The sequence below is a fragment of the Falsiroseomonas bella genome, assembly GCF_003173615.1.
GTDB classification, from domain to species: Bacteria; Pseudomonadota; Alphaproteobacteria; order Acetobacterales; family Acetobacteraceae; genus Falsiroseomonas; species Falsiroseomonas bella.
The window spans coordinates 697,803-714,873 of record NZ_QGNA01000001.1 but is presented as its reverse complement, the minus strand read 5'-3'; the positions used below and the strand labels follow the sequence as shown (position 1 = coordinate 714,873).

The 17,071-nt window shown below is 70.6% G+C and carries 15 protein-coding genes; 7 read left to right on the top strand and 8 right to left on the bottom strand.

All coding sequences use genetic code 11. The features are described from left to right. Positions 1 to 10 precede the first annotated feature (10 nt). Together DFH01_RS03275 and DFH01_RS03270 are read right to left on the bottom strand one after the other, a co-directional pair. Positions 11 to 4,126 carry an ExeM/NucH family extracellular endonuclease gene (locus tag DFH01_RS03275; RefSeq protein ID WP_109868945.1) on the bottom strand — a complete coding sequence of 1,372 codons (4,116 nt, stop codon included), beginning with the start codon at positions 4,124 to 4,126 and terminating at the stop codon, positions 11 to 13. 127 nt (positions 4,127 to 4,253) lie between these two features. Next, the gene (locus DFH01_RS03270; RefSeq protein WP_109868944.1) at positions 4,254 to 5,654 is read right to left on the bottom strand and encodes a helix-turn-helix domain-containing protein; all 1,401 of its coding nucleotides are present in this window, start codon (positions 5,652 to 5,654) and stop codon (positions 4,254 to 4,256) included. Positions 5,655 to 5,867: 213 nt separating this feature from the next. Here DFH01_RS03270 and aceA point away from each other — a divergent pair, with 213 nt between their 5' ends. Beyond that, entirely contained in the window at positions 5,868 to 7,118 is a 1,251-nt protein-coding gene (gene aceA / locus DFH01_RS03265; RefSeq protein WP_233256017.1) for an isocitrate lyase, read from the top strand. Positions 7,119 to 7,153: 35 nt separating this feature from the next. Continuing rightward, the gene (locus DFH01_RS03260; protein WP_109868942.1) at positions 7,154 to 7,351 is read left to right on the top strand and encodes a hypothetical protein; all 198 of its coding nucleotides are present in this window, start codon (positions 7,154 to 7,156) and stop codon (positions 7,349 to 7,351) included. Between the two features lie 13 nt (positions 7,352 to 7,364). Here DFH01_RS03260 and DFH01_RS03255 read toward each other — a convergent pair whose 3' ends face one another. Continuing rightward, positions 7,365 to 7,829, bottom strand: coding sequence for a DUF421 domain-containing protein (locus tag DFH01_RS03255; RefSeq protein WP_109868941.1), 465 nt, complete (start codon positions 7,827 to 7,829; stop codon positions 7,365 to 7,367). Between the two features lies 1 nt (position 7,830). After that, the gene (locus tag DFH01_RS03250) at positions 7,831 to 8,262 is read right to left on the bottom strand and encodes a hypothetical protein (RefSeq protein ID WP_109868940.1); all 432 of its coding nucleotides are present in this window, start codon (positions 8,260 to 8,262) and stop codon (positions 7,831 to 7,833) included. Positions 8,263 to 8,406: 144 nt separating this feature from the next. On the opposite strand from DFH01_RS03250, the gene DFH01_RS03245 reads away from it, so the two are divergent. Further along, entirely contained in the window at positions 8,407 to 9,525 is a 1,119-nt protein-coding gene (locus tag DFH01_RS03245; RefSeq protein ID WP_109868939.1) for a branched-chain amino acid ABC transporter substrate-binding protein, read from the top strand. Between the two features lie 88 nt (positions 9,526 to 9,613). Here DFH01_RS03245 and DFH01_RS03240 read toward each other — a convergent pair whose 3' ends face one another. Continuing rightward, entirely contained in the window at positions 9,614 to 10,570 is a 957-nt protein-coding gene (locus DFH01_RS03240; protein ID WP_109868938.1) for a Bug family tripartite tricarboxylate transporter substrate binding protein, read from the bottom strand. A 125-nt stretch (positions 10,571 to 10,695) separates the two neighbouring features. Between DFH01_RS03240 and DFH01_RS03235 the strand changes: the two genes are divergently transcribed. Beyond that, entirely contained in the window at positions 10,696 to 12,261 is a 1,566-nt protein-coding gene (locus DFH01_RS03235) for a sulfatase-like hydrolase/transferase (RefSeq protein WP_109868937.1), read from the top strand. 6 nt (positions 12,262 to 12,267) lie between these two features. Here the strand turns inward: DFH01_RS03235 and DFH01_RS03230 are convergent, their stop codons facing one another. Genes DFH01_RS03230 through DFH01_RS03220 form a run of 3 tightly spaced genes read right to left on the bottom strand, consistent with a single transcriptional unit; the run spans position 12,268 to position 14,149 of the window. Beyond that, positions 12,268 to 12,771 carry a flavin reductase gene (locus DFH01_RS03230; protein WP_109868936.1) on the bottom strand — a complete coding sequence of 168 codons (504 nt, stop codon included), beginning with the start codon at positions 12,769 to 12,771 and terminating at the stop codon, positions 12,268 to 12,270. Positions 12,772 to 12,826: 55 nt separating this feature from the next. Beyond that, the gene (locus DFH01_RS03225; protein WP_158287599.1) at positions 12,827 to 13,537 is read right to left on the bottom strand and encodes a DUF3047 domain-containing protein; all 711 of its coding nucleotides are present in this window, start codon (positions 13,535 to 13,537) and stop codon (positions 12,827 to 12,829) included. 45 nt (positions 13,538 to 13,582) lie between these two features. After that, the gene (locus tag DFH01_RS03220) at positions 13,583 to 14,149 is read right to left on the bottom strand and encodes a GNAT family N-acetyltransferase (RefSeq protein WP_109868934.1); all 567 of its coding nucleotides are present in this window, start codon (positions 14,147 to 14,149) and stop codon (positions 13,583 to 13,585) included. 109 nt (positions 14,150 to 14,258) lie between these two features. Between DFH01_RS03220 and DFH01_RS03215 the strand changes: the two genes are divergently transcribed. From DFH01_RS03215 to DFH01_RS03205, 3 genes are read left to right on the top strand one after another with little or no spacing between them, the layout of a single operon-like run. Next, the gene (locus DFH01_RS03215; protein ID WP_109868933.1) at positions 14,259 to 15,083 is read left to right on the top strand and encodes a CoA transferase subunit A; all 825 of its coding nucleotides are present in this window, start codon (positions 14,259 to 14,261) and stop codon (positions 15,081 to 15,083) included. After that, the gene (locus DFH01_RS03210) at positions 15,080 to 15,829 is read left to right on the top strand and encodes a CoA-transferase (protein WP_109868932.1); all 750 of its coding nucleotides are present in this window, start codon (positions 15,080 to 15,082) and stop codon (positions 15,827 to 15,829) included. Before DFH01_RS03215 ends, DFH01_RS03210 begins: the two co-directional genes overlap by 4 nt. Further along, complete coding sequence (locus DFH01_RS03205; RefSeq protein ID WP_109868931.1) at positions 15,826 to 17,058, top strand: CaiB/BaiF CoA transferase family protein; 1,233 nt, start codon at positions 15,826 to 15,828, stop codon at positions 17,056 to 17,058. The genes DFH01_RS03210 and DFH01_RS03205 overlap by 4 nt, the downstream gene beginning before the upstream one ends. Positions 17,059 to 17,071 lie beyond the last annotated feature (13 nt).

Sequence of the window (17,071 nt, the reverse complement as noted above, 5' to 3'; positions counted from 1 at the left end):
GAGCCCGCCCTCAGATCACGATGAAGTCGGAGGCATCGAGCGGGGAGGAGCTGCCGAAGCGCGCCACGAGCTCGCGCCCCGCCTCGGCGCCATCCGTGTCCCACCACAGCCAGGCCTTGTCGGTCTCGAAGACGAAGACGCCCTGGCCCGCCGTGGTCGCCTGGCCGCGCGCATTCGCCTCGAACCGCGACGGATCGAGCGCCCCGGCGGCAAGCGACGGATCGAACGCGGCCGCCAGGATCGCGATCATGTCCTCGCCCGATGCGAAGCCGTGGATCAGCTTCGCATCGGTCAGCCCCCCCGGACCGACCGAGAACAGATAGGTGTCCGCGCCGGCATCGCCCCGCAGCCAGTCGCCATCCGCGCCGCCATCGAGCGTGTCGGCTCCTTCGCCGCCGAACAGCACGTCACGGCCCTCGCCGCCCAGCAGCAGGTCGTCCCCGTTGCCGCCGATGAGCGTGTCCCTGCCTTCGCCGCCCAGTATCGCATCGGCCCCGTCGAAGCCCTCGATCTTGTTGTTGCCCAGGTTCCCGACCAGGCGGTTGTCGAGCCCGTTGGCGCGGATCGCGACGTTGGCCTCTCCCGTGAGCTGCGCGGCCTCGATGTTGGCGCCGAGCCGGAGCTCCACCTCGCCCATGATGGTGTCGGCGCCTTCGCCCGCCTGCTCGACCACGCGGTCGAACCGGCTGTCGAGATGGTAGAGGTCGTTGCCCGCACCGCCTTCCATCGTGTCGTTGCCCGCCTCGCCGTCGAGCTCGTCATCGCCCTCGCCGCCGATCAGGCTGTCGTCGCCGCCGCCGCCCAGGATCGTGTCGTCGCCCGCGCCGCCATCCACCGTGTCGTCGCCGTCGCCGCGAACAATCAGCTCGTTCTCGTTGACGAAGTTCAGGCCGACCAGCAGCGGATCGTGGTCGGAGGTGCGGAAGGGCACGGTGCCGTCGAAGATCGCCGGGTCGCGGCCGAAATCGAGGTTGTAGTCCAGCGCATCCGCCTCGTCCGCGTTGATGTGCCACGCCGCCGCGCCCGAAACTTTCGCCGCGAGCGAGGCCGAGGCGAGCGCGTGATCGAGCGAGCCCGTCAGCCCGTCGAAGACATAGGAGTAGCTGCCGGGCTGCTCGAGATTCACGTAGCCGGCATTCTCCAGCAGCCGGATCGGGTCCTCCATCGCATAGGCGTTGAGGTCGCCGATGATCAGCACGTCGTCGTCGTTCGCGCCGGTCGGGTCGGTGCCAAGCCAGTCCAGCAGCTCCTGCGCCTGCTGCACGCGCGTGGCGTTGGAGAGGCCCTGGCCGTCGCCGGCATCGGCATCGCCCGGCAGGCCGGCGGCGGAGCCCTTCGACTTGAAGTGGTTGACCGTGACGGTGAAGACCTCGCCGCTCGTGATGTCCTCGAAGCTGGCCGCGATGGGCGCGCGGCCATCCTGCGCGATGAGCCCGGAATCGAGGATGGACACGGTGGTGCCGCCGGCGAGCTGCACCGCGTCGTTGCGGTAGATCAGCCCGACGGCGATGGCGTCCGTGCCGACGAAGCGCGTGTCCGGGTTCACCCAGGACCAGACATCGCCGCCTTCGAGCGCGTTCAGCCCCTCGACGATGAACTCGATCGCGTTGCCGGAAGCGCCGACAGCGAAGTCGTTCTCGAGCTCGATCAGGCCGATGACGTCGGCGCCGAGCAGATGCAGCGTGGTCAGCAGCTTCTCCGCCTGGCGGTCGAACTCCGCCGCGGAATTGGCGCCGCGCGGATCGAGGCCGATGGCCGTCAGCGCGCCGCCGGCGCTCAGCGTGGTGAAGAAGTTGAGCACGTTGAAGGACGCGACCTGCAGCGTGCCGCCGACATCGGGCGCCGCGGCGGGGCGCGGCGCCGCGTCCACGAAGCTGTTGGCGCCGTCCTGGGTGGCGCGGACGCGCCAGGTGGCGCCGCTCGTCGCATTGCCGGCGAACTGGTAGTCGAGCACGCCGGAGAGGTTGGTGACCGTATCGCCCATGCGCGGCGCATTGGCCGTGCCGTAGGTCGGCCCGAAGCCGTCCAGGTTGCCGATGGGCCCGTTCTGGATGTTGAGCCCGTCGTCATAGGTGATGGTGCGCGCGCCGACCTCGACGAGCGAGGCCTGGTAGCCCGGGGCGTCGGGCAGGTTCTCCTGCGTGAACTGCATCGGCCGGTCGCCGGCGACCAGCTTGATCTCATTGAAGCGGTCGAGCTGGAACTGCTCCGTGACGGTCAGCGTCTGCGTGAAGACGACCCGCATGCCTTCATAGGATTCGAGGTCGGGCTGGACGCGGCCGTTCTGGTTCAGCGTGGTCGCCGCGGCGGGCAGCAGGATCTCTGCGGCGGTCGGCAGCGGGTTGCCGCTGTCGAGCACGCTGATGCTGGCCGCGGTGATCTGCGTCATGCCGAAGAACTCGGAGACCGTGCCGGTGATCCGCACGCGGTCGCCGAGCGCGACATCGCCGAGGGCGCCGCCCTGGAAGACGAAGATGCCTTCCGAGGTCAGCGCGTTGGCGTCCGCATCGGCATCCTCCTCCTGCAGGTAGAAGCCGCCGAGGTTGCGCTTCGCATCGGCGTCGCCGTTCTGGAAATCGCCGACGACGATCGCCTCGACCGTGACGGTCTGGCCGACCAGCGGGCTGGCCGCACCCGCGCCCTGCACCTCGTGGATCTTCCGGAAATTCGCATCGTCGTTGAGGATCGTGCCGGTGCCCGAGGCGTCGTCCAGCGTCGCCGTGCCGCCCGTGACGGCGAGGTTGGAGAGGGTGACGGTGAAGCTCTCGTCGCCCTCGAAGACGGTGTCGCCGTTGACGGTGACGGAGATGGTCTGGGTGAGGTCGCCGCCGGCGGCGAAGGTCAGCGTGCCGCTTGCCGCCTCGTAGTCGCTGCCCGCGGTCGCGCCGCCATCGGCGGTGACGAAGTCCAGCGTGAAGGCGCCCGTGTTGTCGCTGCGCGTGACGGTGAAGACCAGCTGCGTGGTGCCGGAATCGCCCTCGGCGATCGAGACGTCGTTGATCGTCACGCTGGCGCCGACCGGCGGGGCATAGGCCTGGTTCGGCGCGCCCGGCGTGTTCAGCGCCTCGCCCACCACCGGGGTGCCGGCGAAGCCGGGGATGCCGGCCAGGTCGAAATCGTTGCGCACCCAGTCGGCGGTGCTGTCGGTGTCGGTGCCGTCCGGGATGCGGCTCGCGCCGCCGGGGGCGAAGGACAGGCCGTCATAGGCGACGCCCAAAACGGGCGCACCATAGGTCAGGTCGCCCACGCCACCATCATTCACCGCGACGCTGTCCACGATCGCGGTCCAGGGCGTCACGTCCAGGACGCCGTCGTCATTCGTGTCGAGGTCGGTGCCCACGGAGCCGGTCCAATCGGAGACCAGCAGCAGCGTGACGGTCCCGTTCTCGAAGGTATTGGCGGCGACGCTGCCGAGCCAGAATCCAGCGGCGTCGGTCGTGCCGACCTGCAGCACGCTGTCCACCGTGCCGCGTGGACTGCCGGTGTCTCCTTCGATCTGCAGCAGGTAGAGGGTGGAGAGCGCGGTGTTCGGCGCGCCCTTCACCTCGACATACTCCACGTCGGTGCCGGCCGTGCTGAAGCTGAACTCGTTGATCACGGGGATGACGACGGCCGCAACGAAGGTCTGCCCGTCATTCACCGCGCCCGGGCTGTCGTCGGCGGAGATCGACCAGGTGAAGTCCGCATGGTCGTCGCCGGCGCCGACCAGGTGCAGGGAGGTGCCGACCAGGGTGGAGCTGGTCTGCGCCACGCCGACATCGATGCTGGTCAGGCCCGCGGCGGGTCCGTTGGAGGCGGTGAAGACGCCCTCGTAGCTGAGCAGCTGCACGACGATGCCGTTGTCGTCGACCAGCGCGAAGCCGTCATTGGCCCCATTCTGCAGGCCGTCCTGCGGCAGCGCAAAGGAAACGGTGCCGAAGCCGTTCTGCTGGTTCGGGATGACGACGCTGGTGAGGGTGATGCTCCCGGGGGACGAATAGACCACCGCCGCGCCGGGCGCGCTGCCATTGTAGCGCACCAGCGACCAGCCAGTGAGGTCGGTGCCGGCCTTGCCGGCGATCTCGATGAACTCGCCGACGTCCGTGCCGGTGTTGTCGTAGTGGAACTCGTTGATCCAGGCCGACATCGCTCGCTCTTTCTCCCGTGCGGGGCCGTCGCCCCGATTCCGCTTCGCGAACGGAGTAAGCGGAGGAATCGGGCGGCGTGCAATGACGGACTTGTGAAACCTCACCCACTCTGAACGGGGCACTGGCTCAGAGCCGCTTCGCCTTCTCGAATCGCCAGGGCGCGGCGCTGTCCTCATTGGGGTCGAGCATCAGGCGGTGTTCCAGCGGCGGGAAGGCGCGGCTGCGGCAGTCCGTGCGGTCGCAGAGCCGGCAGGACAGGCCGATTCCCACCGCCGCGCGCGGTATGTCGAGCGCATCCGCATAGGCGAGCTCATCCGAGCGTGCGATGTCGCAGCCCATCGCCACCACATGCATCGGCGCGGGTTCCCCCCAGCGCGTGGTGGGTGCCGCGATGGCGCGCGCGAAGGTCAGGAAGGTCGCACCATCCGGCAGTTGTGCGACCTGCACCTGGGTCTCGCCAGGATGGGCGAAGGCGCGGTGGACGATCCATTTCGGGCAGCTGCCGCCGAAGCGCGCGAAGGGGAAGCCGGCCGCCGAGAAGCGCTTGTCCACATTGCCCGCCGGGTCCACGCGCAGGAAGAAGAAGGGCACGCCGCGCGCGCCGTCGCGCTGCAGCGTGGAGAGGCGGTGCGCCGCCTGCTCGAAGGACACGCCGAAGCGCGCGGCCATCGCCTCCACCTCGTGCCGCAGTTCCCGCGCGGCGGCGAGGAAGGCGGCGTAGGGCATCAGCAGCGCCCCGGCCAGGTAGTTCAGCAGGCCGAGCCGGATGATCGACGCGGCTTCGGGCGTGGAGGGCTCGGCCGGCGCGACCACCGCTTCCACCGCCTCCCGCGCCTCGAGCAGCATGAGCTGGAAGGCCATCTGGAATCCGCGCGATTCGCGCGGCAGCGACTCGGAGAGATCGAGCCGCCGTAGTGCCGGATCGTAGCGCCGCAGCGAGCCTTCCAGCGGCCCAACAGCGACCGTCACGCCATGGGTGTGGCGCAGCCTTTCGGCGATGGCGTGGTTCATCTCCGCCGGGCTTGCGCGCAGCTCCGCGCCCAGGCGCTCCGCGATCGCCTCCAGCGCGGGGAAGTGGTTGGCATGGTCGTGGAAGAAGTCGCGCGCCTCTTCCGTCGGCAGCAGGATGCGTCGGCCTGTCGGCAGCGCAATGCCCGAGGCGTCCTCCTTCGCGACGCGCCAGGCGCGGTACAGCGCGAGCATCGCGCGCGCCGCATTCGGCGCGGAGGCGGCGAGCGACGCGACCTCCATCTCCGGCACGGCATCGAGCCCGAGCAGCGGATCGGACAGCACCTCGCGCAGCCCGGCCTCCGTCTGGCGCTCGCGGTTGCCCGAGAGCGCGGCGAGATCCACCGACAGATGCTCGCCGAGCTTGATCAGCAGGCTTGCGGTGACGGTGCGCTGGTCGTGCTCGATCAGGTTCAGGTAGCTGGCGGAGATGCCGAGCCGGGCCGCGAGCGCCTGCTGGGTCAGGCCGCGCTCCATGCGCAGGCGGCGGATCGTGCGGCCGATCAGCGGGCGCGCCATGTATCATCCTTTACAAAACGCGTGGCAGTGCCTGTGAAATCATGCACAGCCTTGCCGCTCGACACGCATTCTCCCTGCTGAACTTCGGCGCTGCAATGTGAATTATTGACGAGAGCCGCGCGCAAGGATGCGCGGCAAGGAGCGCCAATGACCCGTCACACCACCTCCCCGAACTTCGCCCCCGATGGCTCGGGCCTTGGCGGCGGCGCGCCCATGCCGGGCCGCTTCGAGGGCATCCGCCGCGACTACACGCCGGCCGATGTCGCACGCCTCTCCGGCAGTTTCCGGGTGCAGCACACGCTGGCCGACATGGGCGCGCGCCGCCTGTGGCAGTTGCTGAAGACTGAGCCCTTCGTGAACACGCTCGGCGCGCTGACCGGCATGCAGGCGGTGCAGCAGGTGAAGGCGGGGCTGAAGGCGATCTACCTCTCCGGCTGGCAGGTCGCGGCCGATGCGAACACCGGCGGGGAGATGTATCCGGACCAGTCGCTCTACCCGGTCGATTCCGTGCCGAATGTCGTGCGCCGCATCAACAACGCGCTGCGCCGCTGCGACCAGATCGCGGTGCAGGAGGGGAAGGGCGACAGCACCTGCTGGATGGCCCCCATCATCGCGGATGCCGAGGCCGGCTTCGGCGGCGCGCTGAACGCCTATGAGCTGATGCGCCACATGATCGAGGCCGGCGCCGCCGGCGTGCATTTCGAGGACCAGCTGAGCAGCGAGAAGAAGTGCGGCCATCTCGGCGGCAAGGTGCTGGTCCCGATCAGCCAGCACATCCGCACGCTGAACGCCGCGCGGCTGGCGGCCGAGGTGGAAGGCGTGCCGACGGTGCTGCTGTGCCGCACCGATGCGGAATCCGCGCAGCTTCTCACCGCCGACATCGACGAGCGCGACCGCCCCTTCCTGACCGGCGAGCGCACGCCGGAGGGCTTCTTCCGCATCCGCCCCGGCATGGGCAAGCAATACGCCATCGCCCGCAGCCTGGCCTATGCGCCCTATGCCGACCTGCTGTGGTGGGAGACCTCCGACCCCGACCTGCAGGATGCGCGCGATTTCGCGGCAGCCATCCAGCGCGAATTCCCGGGCAAGATGCTCGCCTACAACTGCTCGCCCAGCTTCAACTGGCAGCGCAAGATGGGCGTCGAGGCCGCGACGCGCTTCCAGCGCGAGCTCGGCGCGATGGGCTACAAGTTCCAGTTCGTCACACTCGCCGGCTTCCACAGCCTGAACCTGTCGATGTTCAAGCTGGCGCGTGGCTACGCCGAGCACGGCATGGGCGCCTACAGCGAATTGCAGCAGGCCGAGTTCGCCGCCGAGGCCGAGGGCTTCACCGCGGTGCGCCACCAGCGCGAGGTCGGCGTCGGCTATTTCGACGCGGTCGCGACCGCGGCCTCCGGCGGCACCGCCAGCACCACCGCGCTCGCCACCTCCACCGAGGCGGCGCAGTTCGAGCACGCCCACTGATCCGCTTCGGAACCGTCCAGGAAAGGAACACCACCATGACCGACGACCATCACGATGACGGCCTGGTGCACGGCCATCGCTGGGCCACCGAGCCGCCGCCCTCGGTCGGCGAGCTGCTGCGCCAGGCCTCCGCGCCGCGCGCCGAGCGCGTGATCGAGGAAGCGCATGACGACGGCCTGGTGCATGGCCATGACTGGGCCAGCGCGCACAGCTCGCGGCGCTTCCACGGCTGAGCCGCACTGGCGCTCAGGGCCGCGAGTCGCCTGGCCGCGCGGCGGGGATGATGCTGATCGTCCCGTCGGCCTCCAGCACCGCCCAGCGGATCTGCTCGAGGCCGACCAGCCCGTGACGGATCCGCGCCGCCTGCAGCACGTCCGTCACGTCCACGCGCGCGCGGCGCAGGCGCTCCTCGATCGGCTTGCCATCCGCCACCAGCAGGGTCGGCACGCCGTCGATCACCCGCTCGGCCGCCTCGCTGCGCTGCTTGAGCAGCGAGAGGCCGACATCCATCAGCAGCAGCGTGACGACGACCAGCACCGCATTGACCAGCGAGAAATCCTCGCCGAGCAGCGCCTGTTGCGTCGCCTCCCCGATCACCAGCAACAGCACCAGGTCGAAGGCGCTGGTCTCGCGCATGCTGCGCCGGCCGGTGAGGCGCACCAGAACCAGCAGCACGAGATAGAGCGCCGCGGCGCGGAGCACGCTCTCCATCTCAGGGCCAGACGAAGACCGGCAGGTCGAGCATCCGCCCCGCGACCTCCAGCCGCAGCCGTTGCGGCCCGGGTGCGCCGACCGGCTCGATATGCAGCGCGAGGTCGCGGCCATCCGCCCCCGCCGTCGTGTCGCGCAGTCGCCATCGCGCCGCGAATCCGGCGGGCGGGCGGAGCGCGGCCGGCACGCCCGGCGGCAGGGTGATGCGCAGCGGGGTGGCCAGGCCCAGGCGCTGGAACCGCGCCCAGCTCACCGAGACGCCTTCGACCCGGCGCTCGGCGGTGCCGAGCGGTCCGCCGCCACCGAGCAGGCCCAGCAGCGCCGCCAGCACCAGGCCGGCCATGGCCAACCAGCCGATCCGCTCAGCCACCCAGAAGCGTCGCTGGAAGCCGTGCTGCCCCTCCATGCGCGCGATCTCGGGTGGGGACTGCATCGCTGCCTCGGTGACGGTCCGTCCCCGCAACGCGCCCCGCGCGGTCCGCGTTCCGTGCATCGGGCTGGTCACGGACGGTGCGCCTCGCCTAGTTTGGCGGGGATGGCGCCGCGGGCGCCGGGAACACAGGGAGAGACCGAGAAGATGTTGCAGCGCAGGACGGTGATGCTGGGCGCGCTCGCCGCGCCCGTGGTGCTCGGGGGGCGCGGCGCCCTCGCCCAGGGCAGCGGCCCGATCCGCATCGCGACCGCCGGCCCGATGACCGGCCAGTATGCGGCCTTCGGCGGCCAGATGCGCGCCGGCGCCGAGCAGGTGGTGGCCGACCTCAACGCCGCGGGCGGCGTGCTCGGCCGCCAGCTTGCGCTCGAGATCGGCGACGACGCCTGCGACCCGCGCCAGGCGGTCTCCGTCGCCAACCAGCTCGCCGGCCGCCGCGTGGCGCTGGTGGCAGGGCATTTCTGCTCCGGCAGCTCGATCCCGGCGCGCGACGTCTATGCCGAGGAAGGCGTGCTGCAGATCAGCCCCGCCTCCACCAACCCGCGCTTCACGGACGAGGGCAAGTGGAACACCTTCCGCGTCTGCGGCCGTGACGACCAGCAGGGCCAGGTGGCCGGGCGCTACATCGCGCAGAACATGCGCGACCGGAACGTCGCCATCCTGCACGACAACTCCGCCTATGGCCGCGGCCTGGCGGAGGAGACGAAGAAGGCGATGAACGCCGCCGGCAAGCAGGAGGCGCTGTTCAGCGCGTACAACCCGGGCGAGCGTGACTACTCCGCTATCGTCTCCCGCCTGCAGGCGGCGAATATCGGCGTGGTCTATGTCGGCGGCTACCACACCGAATCGGGGCTGATCCTGCGCCAGGCCAAGGAGCGCGGGATGAACATCACGCTGATCGGCGGCGACGCGCTGGTGACCAACGAGTTCTGGCAGATCACCGGCGCGGCCGGTGAAGGCACGCTGATGACCTTCAGCTCCGACCCGCGCAAGCGCGCGAGCGCGGCGCAGGTGGTGCAGGCCTTCCGGGCGAAGAACGTCGACCCCGAGGGCTATGTCCTCTACACCTACGCGGCCGTGCAGATCTGGGCGGACGCCGCGAAGAAGATCAACAGCGTGGACCCGCGCCGCGTCGCGCAGGCGCTGAAGGCGCAGGGGCCGTGGCAGAGCGTGCTCGGCGAGATCTCCTTCACCGAGAAGGGCGACGTGACCGTGCCCGACTACGTCTTCTACGTCTGGAAGAACGGCTCCTACGCCGAGATGTGACCGGCGCCGCGGGCAGTGCGCCCGCGGCCGCCCGGCTTGAAGATGCCAACGCCCCCGGCGCGGCGATGCGCCGGGGGTTTTTCGTGCCCTATTCCACGCGCATGCCCGCGGCGCGCACCACCGCCTGCCAGCGCGGGGATGCCGCGGCGAGCCACGCGGCGGCGTCCCGCGCATCGCCCGTCTCCGGCGTCACGGCCCAACCGGCCAGGCGCTGCTCCGCGGCAGGGTCGGCGAAGACCTTCCGCACCAGATCCGCCCAGGCGCGCTTCGTCGCATCCGGGATGCCGCGCGGCGCCATCAGCAGATAGGCGAAGCGCACGTCGAAGCCGGGATGCCCCTGCGCCGCCACCGGCTGCACCTGCGGCAGGAACGGGATCGGCGCCGGGCCGGAGACGGCGAGCGCCCGCAGCCTGCCATCGGTGACGAAGGCGGCGCCGCCCGAGATCGCGATGAAACCGGCCTGCACATTGCCCGCCAGCAGGTTGGTGATCGCCTCCGCATTGCCGCGGAACGGCACATGCTCCAGCGCGCCGGTGGGAAGCCCGAGCGCATGGCCAAGATGCGCCATGGCGAGATGCCCGGGCGAGCCGTAGCCGGCGGAGGCGTAGAGCAGCGGCCGTCGCCGCGCCGAATCCAGGAACTGCGCCAGGCTCGTGATCCCGCTCGAGGGATGCACCAGCAGCACCACCGGATAGGTGCCGGCCAGCGCTACGGGCTCCAGCGACGCGACGTCGTAGCCGAGATTGCCGTAGAGATGCGGGTTCACGGTGAAGGCGGTGTCGATGGCGAAGAGCAGGGTGCGGCCATCCGGCTGCGCCCTGGCGACCATCGCGGCGGCGATGTTGCCGTTGGCGCCCGGCCGGTTGTCCACGATGACATTGCCAAGGCCCTCCCGCTGCGCGGCTTCGGCCAGCAACCGCGCGATGCCATCCAGCGCGGCGCCGGGCGGGAAGGTCGCGACGATCCGTGCCGCCTCCTGTGCCGTGGCGCCCTGCGCTGCGGTGAGCGCGGCGGTGGCGAGCATCGTCCTGCGCGTGATGGTCATGCGATCCTCCCGTCATGTCGCCCTGCGGGGAGCCTGTCAGCCGCCGCGTCTGCGGGCAACCGCCCGGTCTTGCGCCGTGCCGCGAGAGGCCCGACAGAGGATGCGACACGGGGGACCGCCGCGGCATGACCACGATCCGCAACGTGCTGTTCATCATGTGCGACCAGCTGCGCTGGGACCACATGGGCTGCGCCGGCCATCCCTTCCTGCGCACGCCGAACCTCGATGCGCTGGCCGCGCGCGGCGTGCGCTTCACCCAGGCCTATGTGCAGTCCGGCATCTGTGGCCCGTCGCGCATGAGCTACTACACAGGGCGCTACGTCGCCTCGCATGGCGCCACGCACAACCGCGTGCCGCTCTCGATCGGCGAGGTGACGCTGGGGTGGCACCTGCGCGAGGCCGGCAGGACGCTGGCGCTGGCCGGCAAGACGCATGTGCTGCCCGATGCGCGCGGGATGAAGCGGCTGCAGCTGGATGGCCAGCACGACCTGAAGGCGCTGCTCGACGAGGGCTGGTTCACCCTGGTGGACCGCCATGACGGCCATCATGCCGAGCCCGACAGCGCCTATGCGCATTGGCTGCGCGCGCAGGGCTATGACAGCAAGGATCCCTGGACCGACTACGTGATCGCGGTGGAGGACGCGGAGGGCCGCGTCCTGAACGGCTGGAAGATGCGCAACGCGCGCCTGCCCGCCCGCGTGAAGGAACAGCACAGCGAGACGGCCTACACCACCGATGTCGCGCTGGACTTCATGCGCCGGCAGGGCGATGCGCCCTGGGTGCTGCACCTCTCCTACGTGAAGCCGCACTGGCCCTACATCGCGCCCGCGCCCTTCCACGCGATGTATTCCGAGAACGAGTGCCTGCCCGTTTCACGCCACCCGGACGAACGCGGCGACGCGGCGCATCCCGTGATGCGCGCCTGGCAGGACGAGGAAGTGTCGCGCAGTTTTCAGGACGATGCCTGCATCCGCACCGTGCGCCCGGCCTATCAGGGGCTGATCTCGCAGCTGGATCACCATCTGGGCCGCGTGTGGGAGGAGATGGAGCGGCTCGGGCGCTGGAAGGACACGCTGGTCGTGTTCTGCTCCGACCATGGCGATTATCTCGGCGACCACTGGCTCGGCGAGAAGGAGCTGTTCCACGACTGCGTGCAGCGCATTCCGTTCATCCTCTACGATCCCTCGCCCGAGGCCGACGCCACGCGCGGCACGGCGGAGGACCGCTTCGTCGAGGCGATCGACGTCGTGCCGACCATCCTGGATGCGCTGGCGCTCGATCCCGCGCTGCATGTCGTGGAGGGGCGGTCACTGCTGCCGATCACGCGCGGCAACGCCGGCGACTGGCGCGACGCGGTGTTCAGCGAGCTGGACTGGACCTTCCGCGGCGCGCGGCGGCGGCTGGGTCACCCGACCGGCCAGCACCACGCCTGGATGGTGCGCGATGCGCGCTGGAAATACGTGCATTGGAGCAGCGGCTACCGGCCGCAGCTCTTCGACCTCGCCGCCGACCCGCAGGAATTCCACGACCTCGGCGCCGATCCGTCGCTGGAAGGCGTGCGGGACGCGATGCGGGAGAAGCTGCTCGCCTGGTTCTGCGCCCTGAAGCGCCGCACCACCCTGACCTGGGCCGAGGCCGAGTTCCGCACCGACCGCCACAAGGCGGCGGGCGTCTTCTACGGGGAGTGGTAAAGGCGCCTACGCCGCCGCGACGGCGCCCACGGGATGGTAGTCGCGGCCGTACCAGATCAGCGCGCCGCCGGGCGCGCCCTGCCGGATCGCCTCGATCTCCGCGAAGAGCACGCTGTGCGTGCCCTTCTCCACCACCTCGGTGATGCGGCAGTCGAAGGCGACCACGGCCGCATCGTCCAGCACCGGCGCGCCGGTCGCCAGGCGGCTCCATTTTGCCAGCGCAAAGCGGCCTTCGGTGTCGAGCCCGCCCTTGCCGGCGAAGGCGTCGGACAGACCACGGCAGCCGGCGGCCAGCGTGTTCACGCACAGCACGCCGTTGGCCTTGAACAGCGCGTTGCCGCGGCTGGCGCGGTTCAGGCAGACCAGCAGCGTCGGCGGGTCGTCCGTCACGGAGCAGACCGCGCTGGCGGTGAAGCCGGCGCGGCCCGCGGCGCCATCGGTGGTGACCACGTTCACCGCCGCGCCGAGCCGCGCCATCGCGTCGCGGAACTCAAGGCTGGAAATCGTCATGGCCGGGAAGATGGTGCGGGAGAGGGCGCCTGCAAAGCAAGCCGGCGCCGGATCGTCAGCGGCAGGGGCCGAGCCGCACGTCCCTGACCTGCGCCTCGACCCGGGCACCGGTGTCGTCGCTGTCGGTGGAGATCATCACCTCCATCACGGCGGGCACCTGGTCGCCGCCGAAGGCCGCCCGCCAATCGGCGCCGAGGTCCACCCGTTCCTCCACCCACTGCCCGCGCGGGGCCTGAGCCGGGCGCACCACCCGCATCATCGAAAGGCCCTGGCTCCATGGGCTGGCGAAGAACCCGCCGGGCCCGGTCCTGCCCTCCTGGCCGGTGCCGCCCCAGACATACATCAGCACGCTGCGCGGCAGCTGGGACTGGCCGCTGGCCATCTGCGCCGCGGCATGCTGGGCGCGCACCGTGAACCCCGCCTGGGGGCCGAAGCCGGCGAAGCCGACCGCCACGGCCACGGCCCGGTCATCGCCGCCGCGGCGGGTCAGGTCGGTGGGTGGCGGCCCCGAATCCACCCGCCAGCGCCACGAGAGGCAGGCCGGCGCGCCCTGCAACGGCCGTGCGATGAGGCTTGCCTGGCCATGGGCCGATAGCCGGACGCCGCCATCCGCCGTTGCGGCGAACTCCGCCGGGCGGATGCCGTGCCACTGCACCTTGCGCCAGCCCGCCGCCTCCAGTTCCGGCGCGGTGCGGCCGGGCGAGGCCGCGCCGCCGAGCAGCGGGGCCGCAAGCATCACGACGAAGGCCAGGGGGGCGCGCCGCATCATAAAGAATTGGTAACCCGCCCCTGCGGCGACAAGAAGGCGGGGTCAGGGAAAGCGGTCCGCGATCCAGTCCGCCCGGTCTATGCCGTAGAGCAGGTGGGGCCGCAGGGGGTGGCCGGGCGGCAGGCTCGGATGGTCGAAGATCCTGTCCCGCCGCATGCCGAGCTTCTCCATCAACCGCCAGGAGGGTTCGTTCGCCGGCGGCGTCCAGGCGACGATCCGGTCGAGCCTGGCGGGGCCGAAGCCATAGGCCAATGCAAGCCGCGCCGCTTCCTCGGCGAGGCCCCGGCGCTGCAGGCGGGTCGCGATGCGCCAGCCGATCTCGGTGCAGGGGGTGAATTCGGCCTCGAAGGGCGCGGGCTTGATCCCGACCGAGCCGACCATGCCCTCGCCGGGCAGCTCGACGGCCCAGAAGCCCCAGCCGCGGGTGTCGAAATCCGCGGCGATGCGCGTCCCCCAGGCATCGCTCTCGGCCCGGTCATGGACATTGGGGAAGAAGCGCATGGCCGCGGGGTCGCCATTGATGGCGAAGAGGGGGTCGAGGTCCTCCGGCAGGCGCCAGGGCCTGAGCGTCACGCGCGGGCCGTGCAGGGTGACCGGCTGGGCTGGCATGGGCGGCGATCCTTCTCCCGTCCCGCCATGTAGCGGCTGCGGGGCGCCCCGTGACCCCTTCGCGTCGCTCCGGCCAGCCTGTAGGTAGGTCCGCCGAAGGAGGGCCCGCATGTTCCTGCAGGATGCCGATGCGCTGGCCGCGACCGTGCCGGATGGCGCGCTGCTCGCGCTGCCGCCCGACAATTCGCTGCCCTCGGTCGCCCTGGCGCGCGCGCTGGTGCGGCGCGGGGCGAAGCGGCTGCGGCTGCTCGGCGTGCCGGTCTCGGGCTTCGCGACCGACCTGCTGATCGGCGCCGGCTGCGTGGCGGAGGTGGAGACCAGCGCCGTCTCGCTCGGCGAGGCCGGCTTCGCGCCGCGCTTCACGGCCGCGCTGAAGGCCGGCGCCATCACGGTGCGCGACGCGACCTGCCCGGCCATCCACACCATGCTGCAGGCGGCCGAGAAGGGCGTGCCCTTCATGCCGCTGCGCGGGATCATCGGGAGCGACATCCTGGCGAACCGGCCGGACTGGCAGGTGATCCAGAACCCGTTCTCGGAAACCGAGGACCGCATCGTCCTGCTGCCCGCGAAATCGCCCGACGTCGCGGCGATCCACGGCGTGATGGCCGATGACGAAGGGAATGTCTGGGTCGGGCGCCGGCGCGAACTGGCCACCCTCGCCCATGCATCCCGGCGCGTGCTGGTGACGGTGGAGCGCCGCGTGCCGGGCTCGATGCTGGAAGACGAGCGCCTCGCCCCCGGCTGCATCAGCGCCACCTACATCGAGGCGATCGCGGTGGCGGAGCGCGGTGCGCATCCCGTGGCGCTGCTCGACGAATACGGCTTCGACGCGGCGCATGTGACGGAATACGCCCGGCTGGCGAAGACCGAAGCCGGCTTCCGCGAATACCTCGATCGCTTCGTCTTCGCCCCGCGCGCACAGGCCGCCGAATGAGCATCCAGCCCGAGGAACGCCTGGCCGCCACGCTGGCGCGACTGATCCTGGACCCCGCGGCGCCGCCGGCGCGGCACATCGCGGTGGGCGCCGCTTCGCCGATTCCCGCCGCGGCCTGCTGGCTGCTGCGCAAGCAGGGCCATCCGGTGCGACTCTCCCTGCTGCACAAGCGTTCGGGCAATCCCTTCACCGAAGGCTCGCGCGAGCTGTTCGACCTGACCGGCCAGGGCCGCATCGACCTGTTCTTCCTCGGCGGCGGGCAGATCGATGGCCAGGCGAACATCAACCTGGTCGGCACCGGCGAATGGCCCGGCACCGGCGTGCGCTTCCCGGGCAGCTTCGGAAGCGCCTTCATGTATTTCATGACGCCCCGTACGATCCTGTTCCGCGAGGAGCATTCGCCGCGCGTGCTGGTGCAGCGTGTGGACAACGTCTCCGCCCCCGGCGTCTCGCCGCCCGGCGTGTTTCGCCGCGGCACGGCGCAGGCGCTGGTGACGGGGCGTTGCGTGTTCCGCTTCCACCCCGACCGCGCGCGATTCGCGCTGGAGAGCGTGCATCCCGGCGAGAGCGTGCAGTCCATCCGCGCGGCCACCGGCTTCGACTTCGATGTCGCCGATGCGGTGCCGGAGACGCCCGACCCGACCGATGCGGAGCTCGCGCTGCTGCGCGGCCCGGTCTGCGACGAGATGCTGGAAACCTACCCGGAATTCTGCGCCCGGGTCTTCGGAAGGAAACAGGCGGCATGACGGACGCGGTGCCCATGACCGAGGGCAAGGGCCTGGCGCTGTCCCCCGGCGCGCTGGCCGGCCTGAAGGTGATCGACCTGACGCGCGTGCTCGGCGGCCCCTACTGCACGATGATCCTGTCGGATCACGGTGCCGAGGTGATCAAGATCGAGCCGCCGCAGGGCGACGAGGTGCGTGACTGGGGCCCGCCCTTCCATGACGCGGACGCCAGCTACTTCATCGGCGTGAACCGCAACAAGCGCTCGCTCGCGCTCGACCTCTCGAAGCCGGAGGGGCGCGCGGTGCTGCTGCGCCTGCTCGAGGGCGCCGACGTGCTGATCGAGAACTACAAGCCTGGCAGCATGGAGAAATGGGGCATCGGCTACGCGGTGCTGTCGCAGCGCTTCCCGCGCCTGGTGCATTGCCGCGTCTCCGGCTTCGGCGCCGACGGGCCGCTCGGCGCGCTGCCGGGCTATGACGCGGTGATCCAGGCGATGGTCGGGCTGATGTCCATCAACGGCAACGACACGACCGGGCCGTTGCGCATGGGCACGCCGATCGTGGATCTCGCCACCGGCCTCTATTCCTGCATCGGCATCCTGATGGCGCTGCAGGAGCGTCAGCGCAGCGGCCAGGGCCAGTTCCTGGACATGACGCTGCATGATTGCGGCATGGCGCTGCTGCATCCCCAGGCGGCCAACCACTTCCTGAATGGCAAGCGGCCCAAGGCGACCGGCAACCCGCATCCGAACATCAGCCCCTACTCGAAATACCGCACGCGGACCTGCGAGATTTTTTGTGCGATCGGCAACGAGCCGACTTTCCGGCGCTTCTGCGCCTTCCTTGGCCTGGATGACCTTCCGAAGGACCCGCGCTTCGCGACCAATGCGCTGCGCCTGGCCAACCGCGAGGCGCTCGACGCCATCCTCGATGAGCGGCTCTCGCAGGAGGATGGGCATGAGCTGGCCGACAAGCTGCTGCGCAGCGGCGTCCCCGCCGGCCCCGTGCTGCATGTGGACGAGACGATGCAGGCCGCGCACACCGCGCATCGCCAGATGGTGACGGAGCTCGGCTGGTATCGGGGCCTCGGCACGCCGATCAAGATGAGCCGCACGCCGGGCGGCACCCGCGCGGTGCCGCCGCGCTTCAACGAGCATGGCGCGGCGATCCTGGCCGCGCATGGCTTCACGGAGGAGCAGATCGCCGAACTCGCCGCGACCGGAATCGTGGTGGACAAGCGCCGGACCTGACCTAGGTCATGGC

What these genes read in the sequence shown, in the direction of transcription:
- DFH01_RS03275 (WP_109868945.1), bottom strand. Translation starts at nt 4,126, where the DNA reads ATGTCGGCCTGGATCAACGAGTTCCACTACGACAACACCGGCACGGAC.
- DFH01_RS03270 (WP_109868944.1), bottom strand. Translation starts at nt 5,654, where the DNA reads ATGGCGCGCCCGCTGATCGGCCGCACGATCCGCCGCCTGCGCATGGAG.
- aceA (WP_233256017.1), top strand. Translation starts at nt 5,868, where the DNA reads ATGCCGGGCCGCTTCGAGGGCATCCGCCGCGACTACACGCCGGCCGAT.
- DFH01_RS03260 (WP_109868942.1), top strand. Translation starts at nt 7,154, where the DNA reads ATGACCGACGACCATCACGATGACGGCCTGGTGCACGGCCATCGCTGG.
- DFH01_RS03255 (WP_109868941.1), bottom strand. Translation starts at nt 7,829, where the DNA reads ATGGAGAGCGTGCTCCGCGCCGCGGCGCTCTATCTCGTGCTGCTGGTT.
- DFH01_RS03250 (WP_109868940.1), bottom strand. Translation starts at nt 8,262, where the DNA reads ATGCAGTCCCCACCCGAGATCGCGCGCATGGAGGGGCAGCACGGCTTC.
- DFH01_RS03245 (WP_109868939.1), top strand. Translation starts at nt 8,407, where the DNA reads ATGTTGCAGCGCAGGACGGTGATGCTGGGCGCGCTCGCCGCGCCCGTG.
- DFH01_RS03240 (WP_109868938.1), bottom strand. Translation starts at nt 10,570, where the DNA reads ATGACCATCACGCGCAGGACGATGCTCGCCACCGCCGCGCTCACCGCA.
- DFH01_RS03235 (WP_109868937.1), top strand. Translation starts at nt 10,696, where the DNA reads ATGACCACGATCCGCAACGTGCTGTTCATCATGTGCGACCAGCTGCGC.
- DFH01_RS03230 (WP_109868936.1), bottom strand. Translation starts at nt 12,771, where the DNA reads ATGACGATTTCCAGCCTTGAGTTCCGCGACGCGATGGCGCGGCTCGGC.
- DFH01_RS03225 (WP_158287599.1), bottom strand. Translation starts at nt 13,537, where the DNA reads ATGCGGCGCGCCCCCCTGGCCTTCGTCGTGATGCTTGCGGCCCCGCTG.
- DFH01_RS03220 (WP_109868934.1), bottom strand. Translation starts at nt 14,149, where the DNA reads ATGCCAGCCCAGCCGGTCACCCTGCACGGCCCGCGCGTGACGCTCAGG.
- DFH01_RS03215 (WP_109868933.1), top strand. Translation starts at nt 14,259, where the DNA reads ATGTTCCTGCAGGATGCCGATGCGCTGGCCGCGACCGTGCCGGATGGC.
- DFH01_RS03210 (WP_109868932.1), top strand. Translation starts at nt 15,080, where the DNA reads ATGAGCATCCAGCCCGAGGAACGCCTGGCCGCCACGCTGGCGCGACTG.
- DFH01_RS03205 (WP_109868931.1), top strand. Translation starts at nt 15,826, where the DNA reads ATGACGGACGCGGTGCCCATGACCGAGGGCAAGGGCCTGGCGCTGTCC.